The sequence below is a fragment of the Pseudomonas mendocina genome, from assembly GCA_037482215.1.
Classification (GTDB): Bacteria; Pseudomonadota; Gammaproteobacteria; order Pseudomonadales; family Pseudomonadaceae; genus Aquipseudomonas; species Aquipseudomonas mendocina_E.
The window spans coordinates 2,692,361-2,710,085 of record CP148074.1 but is presented as its reverse complement, the minus strand read 5'-3'; the positions used below and the strand labels follow the sequence as shown (position 1 = coordinate 2,710,085).

Annotated in this window: 18 protein-coding genes and 2 pseudogenes; 11 read left to right on the top strand and 9 right to left on the bottom strand. The window is 54.9% G+C overall.

The features are described 5' to 3' along the window. Positions 1-27: 27 nt before the first annotated feature. The 3 genes from topA to WG219_12530 all read left to right on the top strand — a co-directional run bounded on the left by topA (position 28) and on the right by WG219_12530 (position 3,532). Positions 28-2,634, top strand: coding sequence for a type I DNA topoisomerase (topA, locus tag WG219_12540; GenBank protein ID WXL24170.1), 2,607 nt, complete (start codon positions 28-30; stop codon positions 2,632-2,634). 68 nt (positions 2,635-2,702) lie between these two features. Further along, the gene (locus WG219_12535) at positions 2,703-3,221 is read left to right on the top strand and encodes a DUF6586 family protein (protein ID WXL24169.1); all 519 of its coding nucleotides are present in this window, start codon (positions 2,703-2,705) and stop codon (positions 3,219-3,221) included. A 74-nt stretch (positions 3,222-3,295) separates the two neighbouring features. After that, on the top strand, positions 3,296-3,532 hold the full coding sequence (locus WG219_12530; protein WXL24168.1) for a hypothetical protein: 237 nt from the start codon (positions 3,296-3,298) through the stop codon (positions 3,530-3,532). An 81-nt stretch (positions 3,533-3,613) separates the two neighbouring features. Here WG219_12530 and sulA read toward each other — a convergent pair whose 3' ends face one another. Together sulA and lexA are read right to left on the bottom strand one after the other, a co-directional pair. Next, the gene (sulA, locus tag WG219_12525; GenBank protein WXL24167.1) at positions 3,614-4,093 is read right to left on the bottom strand and encodes an SOS-induced cell division inhibitor SulA; all 480 of its coding nucleotides are present in this window, start codon (positions 4,091-4,093) and stop codon (positions 3,614-3,616) included. A gap of 11 nt (positions 4,094-4,104) precedes the next feature. Continuing rightward, entirely contained in the window at positions 4,105-4,716 is a 612-nt protein-coding gene (lexA, locus tag WG219_12520) for a transcriptional repressor LexA (protein ID WXL24166.1), read from the bottom strand. A 255-nt stretch (positions 4,717-4,971) separates the two neighbouring features. Here lexA and WG219_12515 point away from each other — a divergent pair, with 255 nt between their 5' ends. Genes WG219_12515 through nagZ form a run of 3 tightly spaced genes read left to right on the top strand, consistent with a single transcriptional unit; the run spans position 4,972 to position 7,270 of the window. After that, a complete protein-coding gene (locus WG219_12515) occupies positions 4,972-5,679 on the top strand; it encodes a TetR family transcriptional regulator (protein WXL24165.1) in 708 nt (235 codons plus the stop codon). A gap of 46 nt (positions 5,680-5,725) precedes the next feature. Next, complete coding sequence (locus tag WG219_12510) at positions 5,726-6,250, top strand: L,D-transpeptidase (GenBank protein ID WXL24164.1); 525 nt, start codon at positions 5,726-5,728, stop codon at positions 6,248-6,250. Positions 6,251-6,271: 21 nt separating this feature from the next. Then, positions 6,272-7,270 carry a beta-N-acetylhexosaminidase gene (gene nagZ / locus WG219_12505; GenBank protein ID WXL28003.1) on the top strand — a complete coding sequence of 333 codons (999 nt, stop codon included), beginning with the start codon at positions 6,272-6,274 and terminating at the stop codon, positions 7,268-7,270. 54 nt (positions 7,271-7,324) lie between these two features. Here the strand turns inward: nagZ and WG219_12500 are convergent, their stop codons facing one another. The 4 genes from WG219_12500 to WG219_12485 all read right to left on the bottom strand — a co-directional run bounded on the left by WG219_12500 (position 7,325) and on the right by WG219_12485 (position 11,139). Next, complete coding sequence (locus WG219_12500) at positions 7,325-9,862, bottom strand: penicillin acylase family protein (protein WXL24163.1); 2,538 nt, start codon at positions 9,860-9,862, stop codon at positions 7,325-7,327. Positions 9,863-9,980: 118 nt separating this feature from the next. Next, a complete protein-coding gene (locus WG219_12495; GenBank protein WXL24162.1) occupies positions 9,981-10,394 on the bottom strand; it encodes a DUF2489 domain-containing protein in 414 nt (137 codons plus the stop codon). A gap of 55 nt (positions 10,395-10,449) precedes the next feature. Next, positions 10,450-10,641 carry an SEC-C metal-binding domain-containing protein gene (locus tag WG219_12490; protein WXL24161.1) on the bottom strand — a complete coding sequence of 64 codons (192 nt, stop codon included), beginning with the start codon at positions 10,639-10,641 and terminating at the stop codon, positions 10,450-10,452. A gap of 6 nt (positions 10,642-10,647) precedes the next feature. Next, positions 10,648-11,139, bottom strand: coding sequence for an LEA type 2 family protein (locus tag WG219_12485; GenBank protein WXL24160.1), 492 nt, complete (start codon positions 11,137-11,139; stop codon positions 10,648-10,650). Positions 11,140-11,250: 111 nt separating this feature from the next. Between WG219_12485 and WG219_12480 the strand changes: the two genes are divergently transcribed. Continuing rightward, positions 11,251-11,811 (top strand): hypothetical protein, encoded by a 561-nt coding sequence (locus tag WG219_12480; GenBank protein ID WXL24159.1) that lies wholly within the window; start codon positions 11,251-11,253, stop codon positions 11,809-11,811. Between the two features lie 31 nt (positions 11,812-11,842). Here the strand turns inward: WG219_12480 and WG219_12475 are convergent, their stop codons facing one another. Both WG219_12475 and WG219_12470 read right to left on the bottom strand, forming a co-directional pair. Continuing rightward, on the bottom strand, positions 11,843-12,313 hold the full coding sequence (locus tag WG219_12475) for a YchJ family protein (GenBank protein WXL24158.1): 471 nt from the start codon (positions 12,311-12,313) through the stop codon (positions 11,843-11,845). Positions 12,314-12,317: 4 nt separating this feature from the next. After that, positions 12,318-12,815, bottom strand: a complete 498-nt coding sequence (locus WG219_12470; protein ID WXL24157.1) for a DUF6231 family protein — start codon at positions 12,813-12,815, stop codon at positions 12,318-12,320. A 433-nt stretch (positions 12,816-13,248) separates the two neighbouring features. Between WG219_12470 and WG219_12465 the strand changes: the two are divergent. The 3 genes and pseudogenes from WG219_12465 (at position 13,249) to WG219_12455 (ending at position 14,865) form a co-directional block, all read left to right on the top strand. Further along, positions 13,249-13,599 (top strand): annotated as a pseudogene (locus tag WG219_12465) (OmpA family protein). 179 nt (positions 13,600-13,778) lie between these two features. Continuing rightward, positions 13,779-14,027, top strand: a pseudogene (locus tag WG219_12460) (DUF1145 domain-containing protein). Positions 14,028-14,103: 76 nt separating this feature from the next. Beyond that, on the top strand, positions 14,104-14,865 hold the full coding sequence (locus WG219_12455; GenBank protein ID WXL24156.1) for a collagen-like protein: 762 nt from the start codon (positions 14,104-14,106) through the stop codon (positions 14,863-14,865). A gap of 46 nt (positions 14,866-14,911) precedes the next feature. Here the strand turns inward: WG219_12455 and WG219_12450 are convergent, their stop codons facing one another. Further along, a complete protein-coding gene (locus tag WG219_12450; GenBank protein WXL24155.1) occupies positions 14,912-15,376 on the bottom strand; it encodes a CopD family protein in 465 nt (154 codons plus the stop codon). A 108-nt stretch (positions 15,377-15,484) separates the two neighbouring features. Here WG219_12450 and dinG point away from each other — a divergent pair, with 108 nt between their 5' ends. Continuing rightward, positions 15,485-17,629, top strand: a complete 2,145-nt coding sequence (gene dinG / locus WG219_12445) for an ATP-dependent DNA helicase DinG (protein WXL24154.1) — start codon at positions 15,485-15,487, stop codon at positions 17,627-17,629. The last annotated feature ends 96 nt before the right edge of the window (positions 17,630-17,725 follow it).

The following is a 17,725-nucleotide window of genomic DNA, read 5'->3' as shown; positions in this document are numbered from 1 at the left end:
TTACCGAATTCAGGAATTTTCCAATCCATGGGCAAATCGCTGGTCATCGTGGAATCCCCGGCCAAGGCCAAGACCATCAACAAGTACTTGGGCAGCCAGTACGTGGTGAAGTCGAGCATCGGCCATATCCGCGACCTTCCTACCAGTGGCTCGGCCACTGCTGCCAAAGAGCCTGCCAAACGTGGCAAGGCTGCTGGAGAGGTACCAGCCCTGTCGCCTAAGGAAAAGGCTCGGCGTCAGCTTTTCACCCGTATGGGGGTTGACCCGGAGCACGGCTGGAAAGCCAAGTACGAGATTCTTCCAGGCAAGGAAAAAGTCGTAGATGAGCTCCGCCGTCTGGCAAAAGACGCTGACACTATCTATCTCGCAACCGACTTGGACCGCGAAGGGGAGGCTATTGCATGGCACCTGCGGGAATCCATCGGTGGGGACGACAGCCGCTACAAACGCGTGGTGTTCAACGAAATCACTAAAAAGGCTATTCAGGAGGCGTTCTCTGAGCCGGGTGAGTTGGATATAAACCGGGTTAACGCTCAGCAGGCACGTCGCTTCCTTGACCGTGTTGTGGGCTACATGGTCTCGCCGTTGCTGTGGTCGAAGATTGCCCGTGGTTTGTCCGCCGGCCGCGTGCAGTCGGTTGCCGTAAAGCTGGTGGTTGAGCGGGAAAAAGAAATTCGTGCATTCGTGCCGGAAGAATACTGGGAAATGCACGCAGACCTTGCCAGTGGGCGTGGCGACACAGTGCGTTTCGAGGTTATCCGTGAAAACGGTGAGGCTTTCAAACCGCTTAACGAGGCGCAGGCCATGGCCGCGCTGGAAGCTTTAAAGGCTTCGGCCTACAGCGTCAGTAAGCGTGAAGACAAGCCGACTAGCAGTAAGCCTTCTGCTCCGTTTATCACCTCCACCTTGCAGCAGGCGGCCAGTAACCGCCTCGGCTTCGGTGTTAAGAAAACCATGATGATGGCTCAGCGTCTTTATGAAGCTGGTTACATCACCTATATGCGTACCGACTCCACCAACCTGTCAGTTGATGCGCTGAACATGGTGCGTGGCTTTATCGAGTCGGAGTTTGGTGACAAGTATTTGCCATCCAAGCCGCTGTACTACAGCAGCAAGGAAGGGGCTCAGGAAGCGCACGAGGCGATCCGTCCTTCTGATGTCAATCTCAAGCCAACTCAACTTTCAGGCATGGAGCGAGATGCAGAGCGTCTGTACGACTTGATCTGGCGTCAGTTTGTGGCGTGCCAGATGCCGCCTGCTGAGTACCTGTCTACGTCTGTTACCGTCAGTGCTGGCAAGTTTGAGCTGCGCGCCAAGGGCCGTATCCTCAAATTTGACGGCTATACACGTGTGTTGCCGCAGCAGAGCAAGCCGGGCGAGGACGACGTGTTGCCAGAAATGACCCAGGGCGAGGCACTTAAGCTGCTCAAACTGGATCCAAGCCAGCACTTCACTAAGCCGCCAGCGCGTTACTCAGAAGCCAGCTTGGTTAAGGAAATGGAGAAGCGCGGAATTGGTCGCCCATCGACCTATGCCGCGATTATCGGCACCATTCAGGATCGAGGTTATGTGACGCTGCATAACCGCCGTTTCTATTCGGAAAAAATGGGTGAAATCGTCACCGATCGCCTCGGGGAAAGTTTTTCCAACCTGATGGATTACGGCTTCACAGCGCGTATGGAGGAGCATCTGGATGATGTTGCTCAAGGTGAGCGCGAGTGGAAGAACCTGCTTGATGCTTTCTATGCCGACTTCAAGAAAAAGCTTGAGGTGGCTGAGGCCAGTGAAAATGGTATGCGTGCCAATCAGCCAACCATGACTGATATCCCGTGCAAAGAGTGCGGGCGGCCAATGACTATTCGCACAGCCTCCACTGGGGTGTTTTTAGGCTGCTCAGGCTATGCGTTACCGCCTAAAGAGCGCTGCAAGGCTACGGTTAACCTTGTCCCAGGTGACGAGATTGCTGCGGATGATGAGGGGGAGTCCGAGTCACGCGTGCTGCTGGGTAAGCGTCGCTGCCCAATCTGTGCCAATGCGATGGATGCTTACCTGCTGGATGAAAGCCGTAAACTTCATATCTGCGGTAACAACCCGGATTGCGCAGGTTACGAGATTGAACAGGGGCAGTACCGCATCAAGGGGTACGAGGGCCCGAGCCTGGAGTGCGATAAGTGCGGCAGTGAAATGCAGCTCAAGACAGGGCGCTTCGGTAAGTTCTTTGGTTGCACCAACAGTGAATGTAAAAACACCCGCAAACTGCTTAAGAGCGGGGAGGCTGCTCCACCGAAGATGGACCCGGTGAAGATGCCTGAGCTCAAGTGTGAGAAGGTCGATGATACTTACATCTTGCGCGATGGTGCTTCCGGCTTGTTCCTGGCTGCTAGCCAGTTCCCGAAAAATCGTGAGACACGTGCGCCGTTGGTGTTGGAGCTGGTGCCGCATCGCAGTGAGATTGATCCGAAGTATCACTACCTGTGTGATGCGCCGACAAAGGATAGTCAGGGGCGTCCTGCTGTTGTTCGTTACAGCCGAAAAACCAAGGAGCAATATGTGCAGACCGAGGTAGACGGCAAACCGACAGGCTGGCGTGCATTCTATGACGGCAGTAAGTGGAAGGTCGAAGACAAGAGTTAATGGGCATTGTTTGTGCGCCTGAAGAGTCAGGCGCGCACAGATAGTTTGTATGCAGTGGAGAATGCCGCATGGCCCAGGAACTCTATACCCGTACCAATCAGAAGATTTTCTACGCAGGGCTTGCATTGGAATCCTGGCGTAAGGCCGAGCAAGCCCAGAATTTGAACGCACTGGCCCTTATCCAGGCTGAGCGTGAGTCGGCATTGTTTCATTTGTACGGCGCTTTGCTTGGGCTGTGCCACGAAATTGCTGGTTATTACCGTATCCCTGACAGTACAGCGCCGCGAGCTGAAGTATTCCTTCGGGGTGAAGTGCTTGATGTTGCTCCCAGTCAGGAGTTGGGTGAGCTTGTTGAGTTGTACCGGTCCGCAGACAGCTGGCTGGCGCAATTGCTAAAGGCGTACAACCAGTTATTTCTACCTCCTCAAGCAGGTAAGCAGGGCAAGGTTGATCCTTCAACGCCATTGATTACAGCGGTGAGCCTAGATAGTGAAGAGCAGTCTCTTAGTCATGAGACTCTTGAGGCTTGGCGCCAAGCTTTAAAAGCGCTGGCTCAGCGGTTTCGACAAACTTTAAGCGAGTGGTAAGGCCTGAGTGAATTTCAGGCCGAGAGCGTCTTCGGCCTGTTACACTGTGCGCCTTTCGTGGAGAGCTAATTTAAATGCCGACTTCATTTCTGGAAATTGTTGAGCTGCCGGATGGGCGCATTGCATTGCGTCGTGCAGAAGATGAAGAGTCTCTGGTAGTGCTGGATTTCTCCGCAGATGCGAAGGCATTCTTGCAGGGGCAGCACCTAGAAGTTGCCAAGGCGATGCTTAATGTCGGCGTGCAAATGGCCGGCCAATTGGCTGAAAATAATTTTCAGCAAGAAGAAGAGATTCCTCGCGTTCTGCATTGATGGCAGCCTTCATGGCGCCATTCGCGTTGGGGCGAAAATAGGGCAAAGCGCTGTCTTTGCCCTGACCGGTTACCTGTGGTTTTAGCCTAGGCTGATATTGAGGCTCTGTGCTTTACCTGCTTGGGCTGCCTGTTCCAGGGTATTGCGGGCTTGGGCGGGGAGAGGGTGGAGCCAACTGACGACTGTGTGGCTGCGTCCTAGCTTGAGTGCTTCCTCTGCTAGGGTCAGAGCACTTTGTCCACCCCGCGGTTGAAGTAGCAAAATACGTTCGCGGTTCAGGCCGCTTTCACGCAGCCAACTGTGGGTAAGCGTTGCAGGTGGTGCGATAAGAGTTAGCCAGCGATGGTCGTGGTTATCGCTTAATGCTTTCAGGATCGGTGCGAGAAGCGTTAAGCAGTGCCCGGCTGAGCCGCGTAGCGACATTTCACTGAATGCGGTTGCGTCTTCATCAAGCGCTGGAGCCTGATCGATAGAGTCGGCCAGCCATGGTGTTGCCGATGATGCGATGACACCATCAAACAAAGGCAGTTGCGAGCGGTTCAGTGATTGCGGGAACTGCATAGAGCCTCCTTTTAGCGGCGGATCACGCCGACGCTCAAACCTTCAATGACAAGGTCTTGTTCTTCCAAATTGACTTTAATGGGAGAGAACTCTGGGTTCTCGGCAAGCAACCACACGGTGTTGCCTTCGCGCTTAAACCGTTTGACGGTGACTTCATCGTCTATTCGGGCTACAACGACCTGCCCATTGCGCGCTTCGCGGGTGGTGTGTACGGCAAGCAGGTCGCCATCAAAGATGCCGATGTCTTTCATACTCATACCCCGTACGCGCAGTAGGTAATCTGCTTTAGGGTGAAAGAAATCGGGATTGATTTTGCAGGAGTCTTCGATGTGCTGCTGAGCCAGGATTGGAGAGCCTGCCGCAACCCTGCCAATTACAGGTAAGCCCTCGTCTTCGTCGCTATTGGGTTCAAAGCCAGGGATGCGGATGCCACGGGAGGCGCCAGGTGTCATCTCAATGGCGCCTTTACGGGCCAGTGCTTTGAGGTGCTCTTCAGCCGCGTTAGGCGATTTGAAACCGAGCGCGGTGGCAATTTCTGCCCGCGTAGGTGGGTAGCCGTTATCCTCTAAGCACTGTTTGATGAAGGCGAGAATTTCGGCCTGGCGTGGCGTCAGTTTTAGCATGGTCATCTCTGTCTTTTTGTACAGTGACTGGGATTATATACAGTGTTGTTGGATTGGCAATCATTCAATTTCTAATATTGCTGGCGTTAGTCGAATACTGACTAAAGTATGTGGTGTTACTTGCAGACTTCACTGATCGTCGTATGGGGTTATGGAGTAAAGTCTGGGATAGTTGCGGTTTGGAGGGCTGCCCGGCTTGACAATGAATGCAACTGAAACGTATGTTTCAAACAAGTGTTTGCTAGATGAATTCTTATGGCCCAGTCGGAAACTGTTGAACGTATTCTTGATGCAGCAGAACAGCTTTTTGCTGAGAAAGGCTTTGCTGAAACTTCTCTGCGTCTGATTACCAGCAAGGCTGGGGTGAATTTGGCCGCGGTGAATTATCATTTCGGCTCTAAAAAGGCGCTGATTCAAGCCGTGTTTTCGCGTTTTCTCGGCCCTTTCTGCATCAGTCTTGAGCGCGAGCTTGACCGGCGCCAAGCCAAGCCTGATTGCAAGCCCAGTTTGGAAGAACTACTCGAGCTGCTGGTTGAACAAGCGCTCTCAGTAAAGCCGCGTAGCGGCAACGACTTGTCAATCTTTATGCGCCTGTTGGGCCTTGCATTCAGTCAAAGCCAAGGGCATTTGCGTAAATACCTCGAAGAGGTCTACGGCAAGGTTTTCCGTCGTTATATGCTCTTGGTTCACGAGGCTGCGCCGCGTATACCACCTCTTGAACTGTTTTGGCGGGTGCACTTCATGCTGGGGGCTGCTGCATTCAGCATGTCGGGTATCAAGGCTCTGCGAGCCATGTCTGAGAATGATTTTGGTGTAAATACTTCACTTGAGCAGGTGATGCGTCTAATGGTCCCGTTCCTAGCAGCAGGCATGCGTTCGGAAAGCGGCCTGATTGACGATGCTTTAGCTAACGCTCAACTCAAACCCCGCAATAAAACTGCAGTGCCAGCTGGCAAAGTCTGATGGATGTGGATGGGCTAGCGAGGTTTGATCCGTTAAGCTAGCCGCCATGACAACGCTTGATCTTCTTCATATTTCAATTGCCGACCAGCAGTTATATGGCTTTGCTGGCGGCAAGCTGAAATTTCGTCTGCCCGTTTCCACCGCACTTAACGGTGCGGGCGAACTCAATGGTTCAGGCTGTACGCCCCGTGGTCGGTTTTTGGTGCGCGCCAAAATTGGCAATGGTTTGCCAGTAGGTGCGGTGTTGCGGGGCAGGCGTTGGACCGGTGAGGTCTGGTCGCCTGAACTGCATGCGCAGTTTCCTGGGCGTGATTGGATCCTCAGTCGGATTCTTTGGCTCAGCGGCTGTGAGCCTGGCCGCAACCGCATGGGGCAGGTTGATACCTTTCGCCGTTATATATACCTGCACGGGACTCCCGATACAGAGCCAATGGGCGTACCGCTGTCCCATGGCTGTGTGCGCCTGCGTAATGAGGCGTTGGTTGAGTTGTATGACGCTGTCCCGGCTTATTGTGCCGTGCACATTGATGAGGCCGCTTGCCCGCAGTGGGCGGCTGCACCGATTGAATAAGGAATTGTTGTGAGTGTGACTCTGCAAGGCTCTCTGATGCTGGATATCGACGGCACGTGGTTGACTGCCGAAGACCGGGCGATCCTTCGCCATCCTGAAGTTGCTGGTTTGATTTTGTTTGCACGCAATATCGAGGATCCGCGTCAGGTTCGGGATTTGACCGCCTCAATTCGTGCGATTCGCCCCGATCTCCTGCTGGCAGTCGATCAGGAGGGTGGCCGCGTGCAGCGTCTACGCAATGGATTTGTGCGTCTACCGGCAATGCGTGCGTTGGCCGATAACCCAAATGCTGAAGAGCTTGCCGCTCTGTGTGGGTGGGTGATGGCAACAGAGGTACTTGCGGTTGGGCTCGACTTGAGTTTCGCCCCAGTGCTGGATTTGGATCACCAGCGCAGTGCGGTTGTCGGTACACGGTCTTTTGAAGGCGATCCGCTGCGTGCTACTGCGCTGGCGGGTGCGTTCATCCAAGGTATGAACAATGCGGGGATGGCCGCCACGGGCAAACACTTCCCAGGGCACGGTTGGGCTGAGGCCGACTCCCATGTCGCAATACCGGTTGATGAGCGCAGTCTTGAACAGATCCGTGCTGTTGATTTACAGCCATTTGCCCGGTTAAGTCAGCAATTGGCAGCTGTTATGCCAGCCCACGTGATTTATCCGCAGGTGGACAGTCAGCCTGCCGGTTTCTCACGGCGTTGGTTGCAGGAGATTCTGCGTGGCGAGCTAGGTTTTAAGGGGGTGATCTTCAGTGATGATCTGTCCATGGCCGGTGCTCACGTGGTAGGCGATGCCGCCAGCCGTATTGAGGCTGCCATGGTCGCTGGCTGTGATATGGGATTGGTATGCAATGACCGAGCATCCGCAGAGTTAGCCTTGAGTGCATTACAGCGCTTAAAGGTTGCGCCTCCACAGGGGCTGTCGCGTATGCGACGCCAGGCATACCCCGGGATCGAATATAAGCAGGATCCACGCTGGTCACAGGCCATAAGTCGCCTGCGCGAGGCGCATCTGATCGTATAAATGTGAACCTAAAAATAAAGGCGCCTGAGGCGCCCTTATTTTTTGCAGCCAGGATCACTTGTCCGGACTGAGCAGCAGGCGACGGTTACCGTAGACTTTATCAATGTTTTCCGAGCGGAATGGGAAGGTCATGTAGCTGCCCTTGAGCCAGGCTTCGATGCCATCAGCGTAATGCTGACTGGCTGGATTGCCTGATTGACCGGAACTGTTAAGTCCAATCATCGGCTCTGCCCGACCGAAGTCGACGATAATGCGCATGGCTGGTACCAGCCAAGTGTCGAAGTTATCCCCCCATTCATAAGCTGCTACGTTCAAGGTGCCGTGGTCACCTCCTGCAGGGTAGGGGCCGCGATCTAGGTAGTTTTTAATCGCATTGAGGCTTGCACGCTGGCTGGCGCTCAGGTGCTGGGCCATTTTGGTTGAGTCGCTTGCCCATGTGTAGGTGTGCAGCTTGCCCCACTGCCAGCTGGTGCGATCAGTGCCCAGGCGGCTTTCCAAAAGGGTTACTGAAGCGGCTAAGCTGCGGGCGAGGATCGCGGGTTTATCCTCTTTCTGCGGCGTGTTGCGGTCATCCCAGAAGGGGCTGTCCTCACGACTGAGCAGGTGATCGGCTTGTGCTGAATATGAGTTGTTGGCGGTGGCGACCAGCGCTTTCCATGCTGGGCTGGTGTCTGGCCCCAGTTCATCGAGGAAGGTGTCGCGGGCGCTCTGGTAGAGAAAGGCGCTGTACAGGGCTGCGTCGGCCGATGTTGCTGACATTTTGCCGTCGAACTTCATCAACCGGTTGAGGGCCTCCTGAGCCTTGTTACGCTCTGTCGGTGGCAATGCGTTGATGGCTGCCTTGAGGCTTTCCGCCATACCGGGAGCGCTAAACATCCGTTGCAGTTTGGCCACGAACGGAGACGTCTGGTCGTACTGCATGGCAATCGAGCTTTGCGTGTCGTGTCTGCCGCTGTTGGCCAGTTGTTCGATGCGTTCGGCGCGCTCAGGGTAGAACCAGGAGTTGGACAGTTGCATGCCGTAACCCTGTGGCACTGTGCGATGGTTAGCTGTGCCCAGCCAGCCTTGTGGCGGGTCTTGATCGTAAGGATGCAGCATGGGGTCGGCGTAGCCATCCCATTCGTACTGGCTGTTCCAGCCTGGAGATGGCATCAGCCCGAGCCCGGCGCGACGGTTTGGATAGCGTCCGGTGACTTGCCAGCCGATATGTTGGGCGTCGGCAAAGACAATGTTGAGTGGAATGGCTCGTACTTCACGGGTGGCTTCGAAGGCCTGATCCACGGACTGAGCGCGGGATAGGTCAAACATCGCATCCAAGGTTTTGTCGCCATCCAACTCAGGCGTTCGCAGAGCAAGACCATAACCACTGCTCAGCGGTAACGGTTGCAGCATATGCTTACGCTCGCCCAGTACGGAGTTCAGTAGTGGGCCGTGGCGGGTTTCGAAAATGGTTTCTCGAATCGGGCGCTCGCCCTTGATAAAGAATGTCTCCTGGCGCTCCTTAACTGGCAGCCATTTGCCGTCAGCCTGGTAGTAAAGGTGACCGTTCTGGCGTTGAACCTTTTCTAGAAAAAGGTCTTGGGTATCGCCCATGACCATTGTCATTCCCCAGCCTAGTTTTCCGTTGAATCCGGCTACTACAGCGGGTACGCCGGCAACCGATACGCCCGCGGCATTGAACTTTGGTGAGCGGATTTGAACGAAGTTCCAGGCTGAGGGCATTGAAAGCGGCAGATGCGTATCGTTAGCCACAATGCTGCGACCGCTGCGTGTTTTGACCGGGGCAAAGGCCCAGTTATTAGAGGCTGCTACGCCAAGCATATGAGCATCGGCGAACTGGCTGACTGCTTGATTTAAGCCGCCTAGGCTTGCGAGTTGACCGCTGAGGTTGAGGCCTTTGAGTTTCTCGGCTTCGCTAAAAGGCAGCGGCTCATCCGGATAGGTCGGCAGCAGCCACGCCACCTTGTCAGCACCGACTTTCTGCGCCAGTACCAGTGAGGCGATCTCTTCCTGAAGATTAACCGAGAGTCCAAAGTTGAGCAGGCAGAAGATCAGTGCAGAGTCTTCTGGCTTCCAGTAGGCCGGGCGATAGCCAGCCTCTGCCAGGTCCATCGGCAGTTTGTCGCGGTAACGGAACAGATAGGCGTTTACGCCTCGGGCGTACACTTCGAAGAACTTCTGCAAGCGTGGCGAGGCGTTCTTGAAAAGGAGCTCCGCGTTCTTCTTCAGGTTGACTGAACGCATAAAACGGTCGATATCCAAGACGCCGGGGCCGGCCATTTCCGCCAGTCGGCCCTCGGCCATCAGGCGCATGCTGACCATTTGGCTGAGGCGGTCGCTGGCATGGACGTAGCCCAATGCAAACAGTGCGTCGTGGAACGTGGTGGTCTCAATGAGCGGCATGCCCAGCGTATTGCGGCGTACAACCACACTGTTGGCCAAGCCTTTGATTTTGACGATGCCTTGGTCTGGGTGAACGCTGTTGCTGTATCGGCTGTTGAGAAATGACTGGCATCCGCTAAGTGATACTGCTGCCGTTACCAAGCCAGCGAGGCTCAGGTAGGCCATGGGACGAAATGCGCGCGCTAGCATGCAGCAGGCTCCTTATAGGGAGTAGTCATGATTGAGATTCGGATTTTGGGGTTAGTGACGGCGTAGGGCGTACGTTAGCCAGCGAGGCCGTGCCTGACAAGGCGTCTGCATGTATAAGTCAGGTGCGAGGTTGGTTACTCAAGCCTTTGTCGAGCAGCCATCGGGCCGCATCGTGAGCCGCTTGCTGATGTTCAACGGTTAAGCGCTCAAACAGCTTCTCGTAATTCGCGCGCTGTTCTTTACTCAGTGCCTTCCAGCCCTGGTGGGTCGGGATATGTGCTGTAGCGGCATAAATCCGCTTGAAAACATCACAGGGTTGATTTTGGTTGAGCTGATAGTCGTAGTTATCCAGCAGTACCTTGATTCGAATCGCGCCCTCGATCAGTGGCAGTTGCCCATCCAGAAGGCTGTTAGCGAGGATTCTAAGGTCGCCAGCGAGTCGCTCGTGTTGGGCTAGGCGTTTTTCTCTATGGGCTTGCTGTTGCCGCCAGACTTTGCGCCAAAGGTGGAGCGCATAGACTGCCAAAGCCACGAGTATTAACGTGGCTATGGCGAGTAGTGATGTGGGCAGTGCTGTCACTAGCGGTTCACGCGCCGTGGCACTTCTTGAACTTCTTCTGGCTGCCGCACGGGCATGGATCGTTACGGCCAACGTCTTTCAGTGCGTTGCGTACCGGCTCTTGATGGCCGTGGTTGCAGTGAGGGCCGTGAACATGGCCATGATCATGATGGTGGTGATCGTGGTTGCAGTCAGGGCCGTGGACGTGTTGCTGGTTCATGCAGTGTTACTCCGGGATGTAATCACCGGGAATTATCTCGCCATTACGCGACATGTGCACGCGTTGACCGAAGAACCAGCCGGTTTTTACAGAGCCTTTGAATTGATAGGGAATTGCCTCGTCAGGCTGTTCGAGGGCTTTAACCACTTGGCGAACGTGGCGCCACAAATTGGTGCGCACTGGAACTGAGAACGTACTGTGGCCATGGGCGGGCACACTCAACGAGACATCAGCCTCGCCCTTGGTGAGCTCAACATTATTGAGGGTGACCTGATATTCCAGCTGGCTGATGGGCAGGCTGAAGCTATTGGGGTTGTCGATCCTAAAGCGCAGGTTGAAGTGCTGTTCAAGCAGTCTGGCTTTAACGACCTCCACCTTGAGCAAGGCGATTTCAGGCGATTTCAGGCTACCGGTGGATGAGCAGCCGGAAAGGCCTGAAAGAAGGCCAAGAAATAGTGTAAGGCTCAGTATTTGTAGTGATTTTGCCTGTAAAAACATTGCTGCCCCCCAATGACTTCTCAGTGTAACAAGCAAGAGCGCAGCTGCAAGCGGTTGTTAGTTGAAATAATCTGCACCATAGTGGCGTAAGACTAGGTCAGGAGTATGACGATGGCTCGTTACGAAATTGCATTCAGTGCGCAATTGGTGCCGGGAGCTCAGCTTGAAACTGTTAAAGCGAATCTAGCCAAGCTATTCCAAGCCGATGAGCAACGCTTAGCGTTGCTCTTCTCAGGGCGCCGGATTGTGATCAAGAACAATCTGGATGAGGCGGGCGCAGAGAAATACCGCTCTGCTATAGAGCGCGCAGGTGCGGTGGTTGAAGTTGTCGACATGGACTGCCAGATCGAGGAAATTGTTCTGACAGCTCCAGCTCCAGCTCCAGCTCCAGCTCCAGCTCCAGTGCCGGAGGCACCTGCAGCGACCACCAACGCCCGCCTGCAAGTGATCCCTCGCGACGAGTACATGGCTGCATTCAGTGATGTTGAGGCTCCAGATTTTGGAATTGCCCCGCTGGGCAATGATTTGCAGGATGCCAAGCCTGCTGCAGCGGTGCCTACTCTGGACCTGTCACAGTTCAGCCTGGCACCGGCGGGCAGCGATATGGGGGAGTTAAAGCGTGCCGCTGCTGGTCCTGTGCCTGATATCTCTCATCTTAAATTGCAGGATTGAATGGCCTATACGCTGGATAGGGATGTCCGGTTCAAAAGAAATCCGAGCAGCACTTCTTGAATTTTTGCCCGCTGTTACATGGGCATGGGTCGTTGCGCCCAGTCTTAAGCTCAACCGTGGGGTCAATGAAGTACCAGCGCCCGGCGTTTTGAACAAAAGCTGATCGCTCACGATGGCTCTGCTCACCATTTTGATCCCGCCAGCTCGCAACGAATGTCACATAGGCATGGGCAGGGGTGCCTTCAAGCAGCTCGGCGTGCTCAACGTTTAGGCCAAGCCAAGTGCTGCCAAGGCTCCAGCTACGGATGCCATCTTGATCTAGCGCGTTTTGCTGCGCTGGCAGTGTTGTTTCAACTAGATAGTCGATGAGCCCGACGGTGTATGCACTGTAGCGCGAGCGCATCAATGCTTCTGCAGTGGGAGCGGGTGTGCCTGCGTGATAAGGGCCACAGCAGGCAGCGAGGGTTTGTTGGCTGCCGCAAGGGCAGTTAGCGTTACTCACTGATTTACCACCAGTACTTTCCAAAGTTTTGCGGGTTGGCCCAAAACTTGGCATTGAGCCAGTCAGGCACCTGTTTGTAGTCCAGTAGATCGTAGGTGAAGAGCGTCAGGGTCTGCTCATCACGCTGGAAGCGTTCACTGGCTTGCAAGGCCAGGGCAAACAAGTCTTTGTCTTCCCAGCCGCTGGCTTTCAGATCAATCAGCACTGCCATGCGGCTGGCATTCAGGTTGCGGATGCCGCCGAGCAGTTGCAGCCCTTCACGCTTATCCATGTGCTCAAGGCACCCAACGATAATGGCAAGGTCGTACCGTTTTGCTGCCAATTCTGCGGGCAACTTCCCACTTTCTGCGTGCGCAATATGACACTTTGGCTGTGCCTGAATAAATGCATCAATTGCTGGTAGGTCACGTTGGCCTACAAGTAGCAAGCGTTCAGGAGTGTAACGCGCCAGAAGAGCTGCTAGGGCCTGTTGGGGTGTTCTGTCTGACTGAGGGGCGGGCATAGACGTCCTTATGGGTGCAGATAGCTGGCGGGCGTAAAGATATGAGATAGCACATAAGTTCTACTTAGGGCTTCGATTCTCTGGCGCATTTTAAAACTGGGGTCTTTACTTCGTCAGTATCGGCTTTTACGCCGATTTACCAATAGGAGACACACAAATGAGCATTATCAGGAAAGCATTACCCCTGATCGCAGCCAGTACTTTGTTGACAGGATGTGCCGGCGTTCAGAAAAGCGATTGGCCTACCTGCGCGGTTGTTGGTGGTATAGGCGGCGCGGGGTTGGGGGCTATTGAAAGTTCTGCATGGGCTGGCGGTGGTGCTGCCCTGGGGGCTGGTATGGCTGCTGCCTATTGCTGGGTGCATGGGGCCGAAGAGCAGGTGGCGGTCGTAGAAGAGGTTGTCGAAGAGCCAGTGGCGGTGGTTGAAGAAGTTGAGCCAGTACGCGTTGAACTGGATGTTAAGTTCGATTTCGATAAGGCGCAGGTTCGCCAGGAAAGCTACGGCGAGATCAAAAACCTTGCCGATCTTCTTAACCAGTATCCGCAGACCAGCACTGTGGTTGAAGGCCACACCGACTCCGTCGGCAGTGATGCTTACAACCAGACGCTCTCCGAGCGCCGTGCCAATGCCGTACGTGATGTACTGGTGAATGAATATGGTGTACCGGCCGACCGAGTCAGTGCTGCGGGTTACGGTGAAAGCCGCCCGGTTGCCGATAACGCTACCGCTGAAGGTCGTGCAGTAAACCGCCGCGTGGAAGCTGAGGTAGAGGCTCGTCCCTGATAACTGATCTACGTCAGGACAGAGACCTAAAGCCAGCCCATCTCAGGGCTGGCTTTTTTATAGGTGTGGTTAACCTCTAGTAGTCTGAGTGCAGACTGCAACTGCCTGTGAGCGTGAGTGTGGCGGGCGGCGGCCAAAGCGGTTAATGTTCCGGCCAGATTTTTGATTGAGTCGGCGTTATGAAAATCTTCTTGCTCCTTGGAAAACTGGTGACGTTGGTGTTCTGGGGAATCGTGATTGGCAACCTTTATCAGCCATTTGCTCAGCCATTTGATCTTCTGCTGCGTTTAGCTGGGGGAGTAGTCCTGGCTGTGCATGTTCTTGAGACTTTGATCTTCCATAAAAGGCTTAAGGACCTACCGTTGCCTTTTATGCAGCGAGTTCAGGTTTTAGTGTTTGGTGTGTTTCATGTGCTGGGGTTACCAGCGCACAAGGCTGAGTCGATAGCAGCCCCTGTCGGGAAAGGGGCTGAACCAGAACAAATAAAAGGGGAGGAAGCAGAACATGCAGAAAATCTTGGCGCTGACGCTGTTGTTCAGCCCGTTAGCACTGGCTCAGGCGGCAATTGAAGTCAGCCCTAATGCCATCATGCGTTTACCTGCTGTGGGCACTGCGCTGCATGTAGATCGGCTTGAGATTGCTGACCATGGGACCCTGCTAGTACCTGCTGGGTTGACAGATATTCAGGTCGATCAACTTGTTCTTGGCCAGCAGGCTCGATTGTCGTTCGCGCCAGGAGAGCGTCCTCTGAGTCTGCAGGTTACTACTGCCACGTTAGGTGAGAATGCCTTGATTACGGCACGTGGAGCCCAGGGCAATTACTCGAAACCGGCAACAGCTGGGCGTGATTTGAACCTGCGCTTTGGTGAGATCAATTCTGGTGCCTTGGTGGTGGACGCCCGTGGTGGTAAAGGTGCGCCAGGATATGTTGGGCTTGCTGGTGCAGATGGCAAGCCGGGTGGATGCACGTGGGGGCAGGCTACCCATGGCCATGATGGCCTTGATGGTGGCGATGGCCAGCCAGGTGGTGCAGGTGCGAAGGTGCGTATCGAGATTCCACAGAGTCTTGCTGAAGAGCAAGTGCGAGTGCTCGTGGAGGGTGGTCCTGGTGGTGATGCTGGTCAGGCCGGACAGGCTGGCAAGGGCGGTGACAGCAAAGGGTGTTTGCTTTACACCACAGCTGCCGGTGCCAGCGGTAAATCTGGGCAGAATGGGCGTGCGGGTGAGGCAGGCGCTCCTGGCAGCGCAGAAATCGTTAAGTTTTGATGAGCCTCCCGCTAGTGGGACTAAACACCGCTAGCGGGAGCAGAACTCAGAAGCTCGGACGGGCTGCTGCAACAGCAACCAGAATTAGGCCCAACAGCAAGTTAGTGCCTACCAAACGGCGTATTTTTCCCAGAACTTCACCACCCGCTGGCCAGTTCTCCGCATCAACGGCACGGCGCAGGGCTGGCAGTTGGAGTATTTGTAGGCGCAGGAATAAGGCCAGCATCGCCAGGTAAAGTCCCATCATGATGTGCACGTAACGCGGCGCACCGTCGAAGCCTTTGAATGTCAGGTGCATCATGCCAACGCCGGTTACGGGCAGCACAATCACGGCAGCCCATACCCAATAAAAGAACCTCGGAAATACGCTCAGCCACAGTTTAAGGCGTGAGGGTGCGTCTAGTGCACTGACTGCTGCCGGGCGCAGCACCATCCAAGCGAAGAACATGCCGCCGACCCAAATTAGGGCGGCGAGTACATGCAGGCTGTAGGACATTGCATAAGGGGTCATGGGTGTTCCTCTCAGGTAAGCGGTTCTGCGCATTATCAATTAGCGCGCTATGATAGCCGCCGATTTCAAACACTGAAAATTTATCCAGCCTTTCACGTCCCGTATTTCATGCTCAGTCCCGAACTAAAATCCCAGATACAAGGCGCTTATAGCCGCTTCCTTGAGGCCAAGTCCCTCAAGCCCCGTTACGGCCAGCGTTTGATGATCGCTGAAGTCGCTAAAGTGCTGGGCACTATACAAACCGACGATGAAGGGCGGCGCGTGGGCGAGCCGGCCGTTGTGGCGGTAGAGGCGGGCACAGGCACAGGAAAGACAGTGGCTTACAGCATGGCCACCATCCCGACTGCCAAAGCAGCTGGTAAGCGCTTGGTGATTGCCACAGCCACTGTGGCGTTGCAGGAGCAGATCGTCCATAAGGATCTGCCCGACCTAATGCGCAACAGTGGTCTGAGTTTTAGTTTCGCGCTGGCCAAGGGGCGTGGACGTTATCTCTGCTTGTCCAAGTTGGATCTGCTGTTGCAGGAGGGCCAGGCGCAAAGTGCGACGGCGCAGCTGTTTGAAGAGGAAGGTTTCAGAATCGACGTGGATGAACAGAGCCAGAAGCTGTTTAACGCCATGATCGAAAAACTCGCCGGTAACAAATGGGATGGCGATCGTGATAGCTGGCCAGAAGAGCTGGATGATACCCAGTGGGGGCAGGTGACCACTGACCATAGTCAGTGCACGGGGCGTCATTGTCCGAACTTCCAGCAGTGCACCTTCTACAAAGCTCGGGAGGGCATGGGCAAGGTTGATGTGATCGTGACCAACCATGACATGGTTTTGGCTGATTTAGCCCTTGGTGGCGGCGCTGTACTGCCGGACCCGCGTGACACCCTTTATGTATTTGACGAAGGCCATCACCTGCCAGACAAAGCGATTGGCCACTTTGCCCATTTTACCCGCTTACGTTCGACCGCCGACTGGTTGGAGCAAACAGCCAAGAACCTCACCAAGCTGCTCGCGCAGAACCCGCTGCCGGGTGATCTTGGCCGGCTTATTGAGCAGATTCCAGAGTTAGCCCGAGAGATTAAGACCCAGCAGCAATTTATGTTTGCGGCCTGCGAGCAATTGGCTGACTTCCGTGCTGGGGAGGACATGGAGGGGCGTGAGCGCCCGCGTCATCGATTCCCCGCAGGGGTGGTACCTGAGCATCTGATCGAACTTGGCATGGAGCTGAAAAAGGGCTTTTCCAAGCTGACTGATCTCTACACCGGTATAACTGATCTGCTCAAAGAGGCCATGGATGGAGAGGGTGCAGTCGGTATTGCCAGCCATCAGGCTGAAGAGTGGTATCCACTATTTGGCAGCTTATTAGCCCGCGCTCAAGGGAACTGGGAGCTGTGGCTGGCCTTTACCACGGAAGATCCTGAAGAAAGTGCGCCGATGGCCCGCTGGCTGACATTGGCCGACAGTGGCGCAATGTACGACATTGAAGTTAACGCCAGTCCAATTCTGGCTGCCGAGACCTTGCGTCGTAACTTGTGGAATGTGGCCTATGGTGTGCTGGTAACCTCGGCAACACTGACTGCACTTGGCAGTTTTGATCGGTATCGAATGCGTGCCGGTCTGCCTAAGCAAGCGGTTACGGCCGTGGTACCGAGCCCATTCCACCATGCCGATGCAGGTGTATTACGGATCCCTAACCTGAATGCTGATCCGCGGGATGTCGCAGCTCATACCGCCGCGATTGTTCGTGAGCTGCCAGGCCTTATAGCTGGATCGAAGGGTACATTGGTGTTGTTCTCCTCGCGAAAACAGATGCAGGACGTGTTCGAAGGTCTGGAACGAGACTGGCGCAAACGCGTGTTCATCCAAGGCAACCTGTCCAAGCAAGAAACGCTGAACAAACACAAAGCACGGGTCGACAGTGGTGAGGAAAGTGTCCTCTTTGGACTGGCCAGCTTTGCCGAGGGCGTAGATTTGCCCGGTGCCTATTGCGAGCATGTGGTGATCGCCAAGATTCCGTTTGCAGTGCCAGATGATCCGGTAGAGGCCGCACTGGCTGAGTGGATTGAAGCCCGTGGCGGTAATCCGTTTATGGAAATTGCAGTGCCGGACGCTTCGCTGAGGCTGGTTCAGGCGTGCGGACGATTGCTGCGCACAGAAGCTGATCGGGGTGTCATTACATTGCTCGACAGGCGAATGGTCACCCAGCGTTACGGTAAGGCTATTCTCAATGCGTTGCCGCCTTTCCGCCGGGAAATAAGCTGATTAGGCCTAATCTGCTGGCGCGCCAGTGAACGCCGCGAGCACAATACGGTCAGCAATCACATAGTCCGGTTACAGGCCATTGCCTGTGAGGTGTGT

Bases quoted from the DNA above. Each gene is read 5' to 3' on its own strand.
- topA (WXL24170.1), top strand. From the start codon at position 28: ATGGGCAAATCGCTGGTCATCGTGGAATCCCCGGCCAAGGCCAAGACC.
- WG219_12535 (WXL24169.1), top strand. From the start codon at position 2,703: ATGGCCCAGGAACTCTATACCCGTACCAATCAGAAGATTTTCTACGCA.
- WG219_12530 (WXL24168.1), top strand. From the start codon at position 3,296: ATGCCGACTTCATTTCTGGAAATTGTTGAGCTGCCGGATGGGCGCATT.
- sulA (WXL24167.1), bottom strand. From the start codon at position 4,093: ATGCAGTTCCCGCAATCACTGAACCGCTCGCAACTGCCTTTGTTTGAT.
- lexA (WXL24166.1), bottom strand. From the start codon at position 4,716: ATGCTAAAACTGACGCCACGCCAGGCCGAAATTCTCGCCTTCATCAAA.
- WG219_12515 (WXL24165.1), top strand. From the start codon at position 4,972: ATGGCCCAGTCGGAAACTGTTGAACGTATTCTTGATGCAGCAGAACAG.
- WG219_12510 (WXL24164.1), top strand. From the start codon at position 5,726: ATGACAACGCTTGATCTTCTTCATATTTCAATTGCCGACCAGCAGTTA.
- WG219_12500 (WXL24163.1), bottom strand. From the start codon at position 9,862: ATGCTAGCGCGCGCATTTCGTCCCATGGCCTACCTGAGCCTCGCTGGC.
- WG219_12490 (WXL24161.1), bottom strand. From the start codon at position 10,641: ATGAACCAGCAACACGTCCACGGCCCTGACTGCAACCACGATCACCAC.
- WG219_12485 (WXL24160.1), bottom strand. From the start codon at position 11,139: ATGTTTTTACAGGCAAAATCACTACAAATACTGAGCCTTACACTATTT.
- WG219_12480 (WXL24159.1), top strand. From the start codon at position 11,251: ATGGCTCGTTACGAAATTGCATTCAGTGCGCAATTGGTGCCGGGAGCT.
- WG219_12470 (WXL24157.1), bottom strand. From the start codon at position 12,815: ATGCCCGCCCCTCAGTCAGACAGAACACCCCAACAGGCCCTAGCAGCT.
- WG219_12455 (WXL24156.1), top strand. From the start codon at position 14,104: ATGCAGAAAATCTTGGCGCTGACGCTGTTGTTCAGCCCGTTAGCACTG.
- WG219_12450 (WXL24155.1), bottom strand. From the start codon at position 15,376: ATGACCCCTTATGCAATGTCCTACAGCCTGCATGTACTCGCCGCCCTA.
- dinG (WXL24154.1), top strand. From the start codon at position 15,485: ATGCTCAGTCCCGAACTAAAATCCCAGATACAAGGCGCTTATAGCCGC.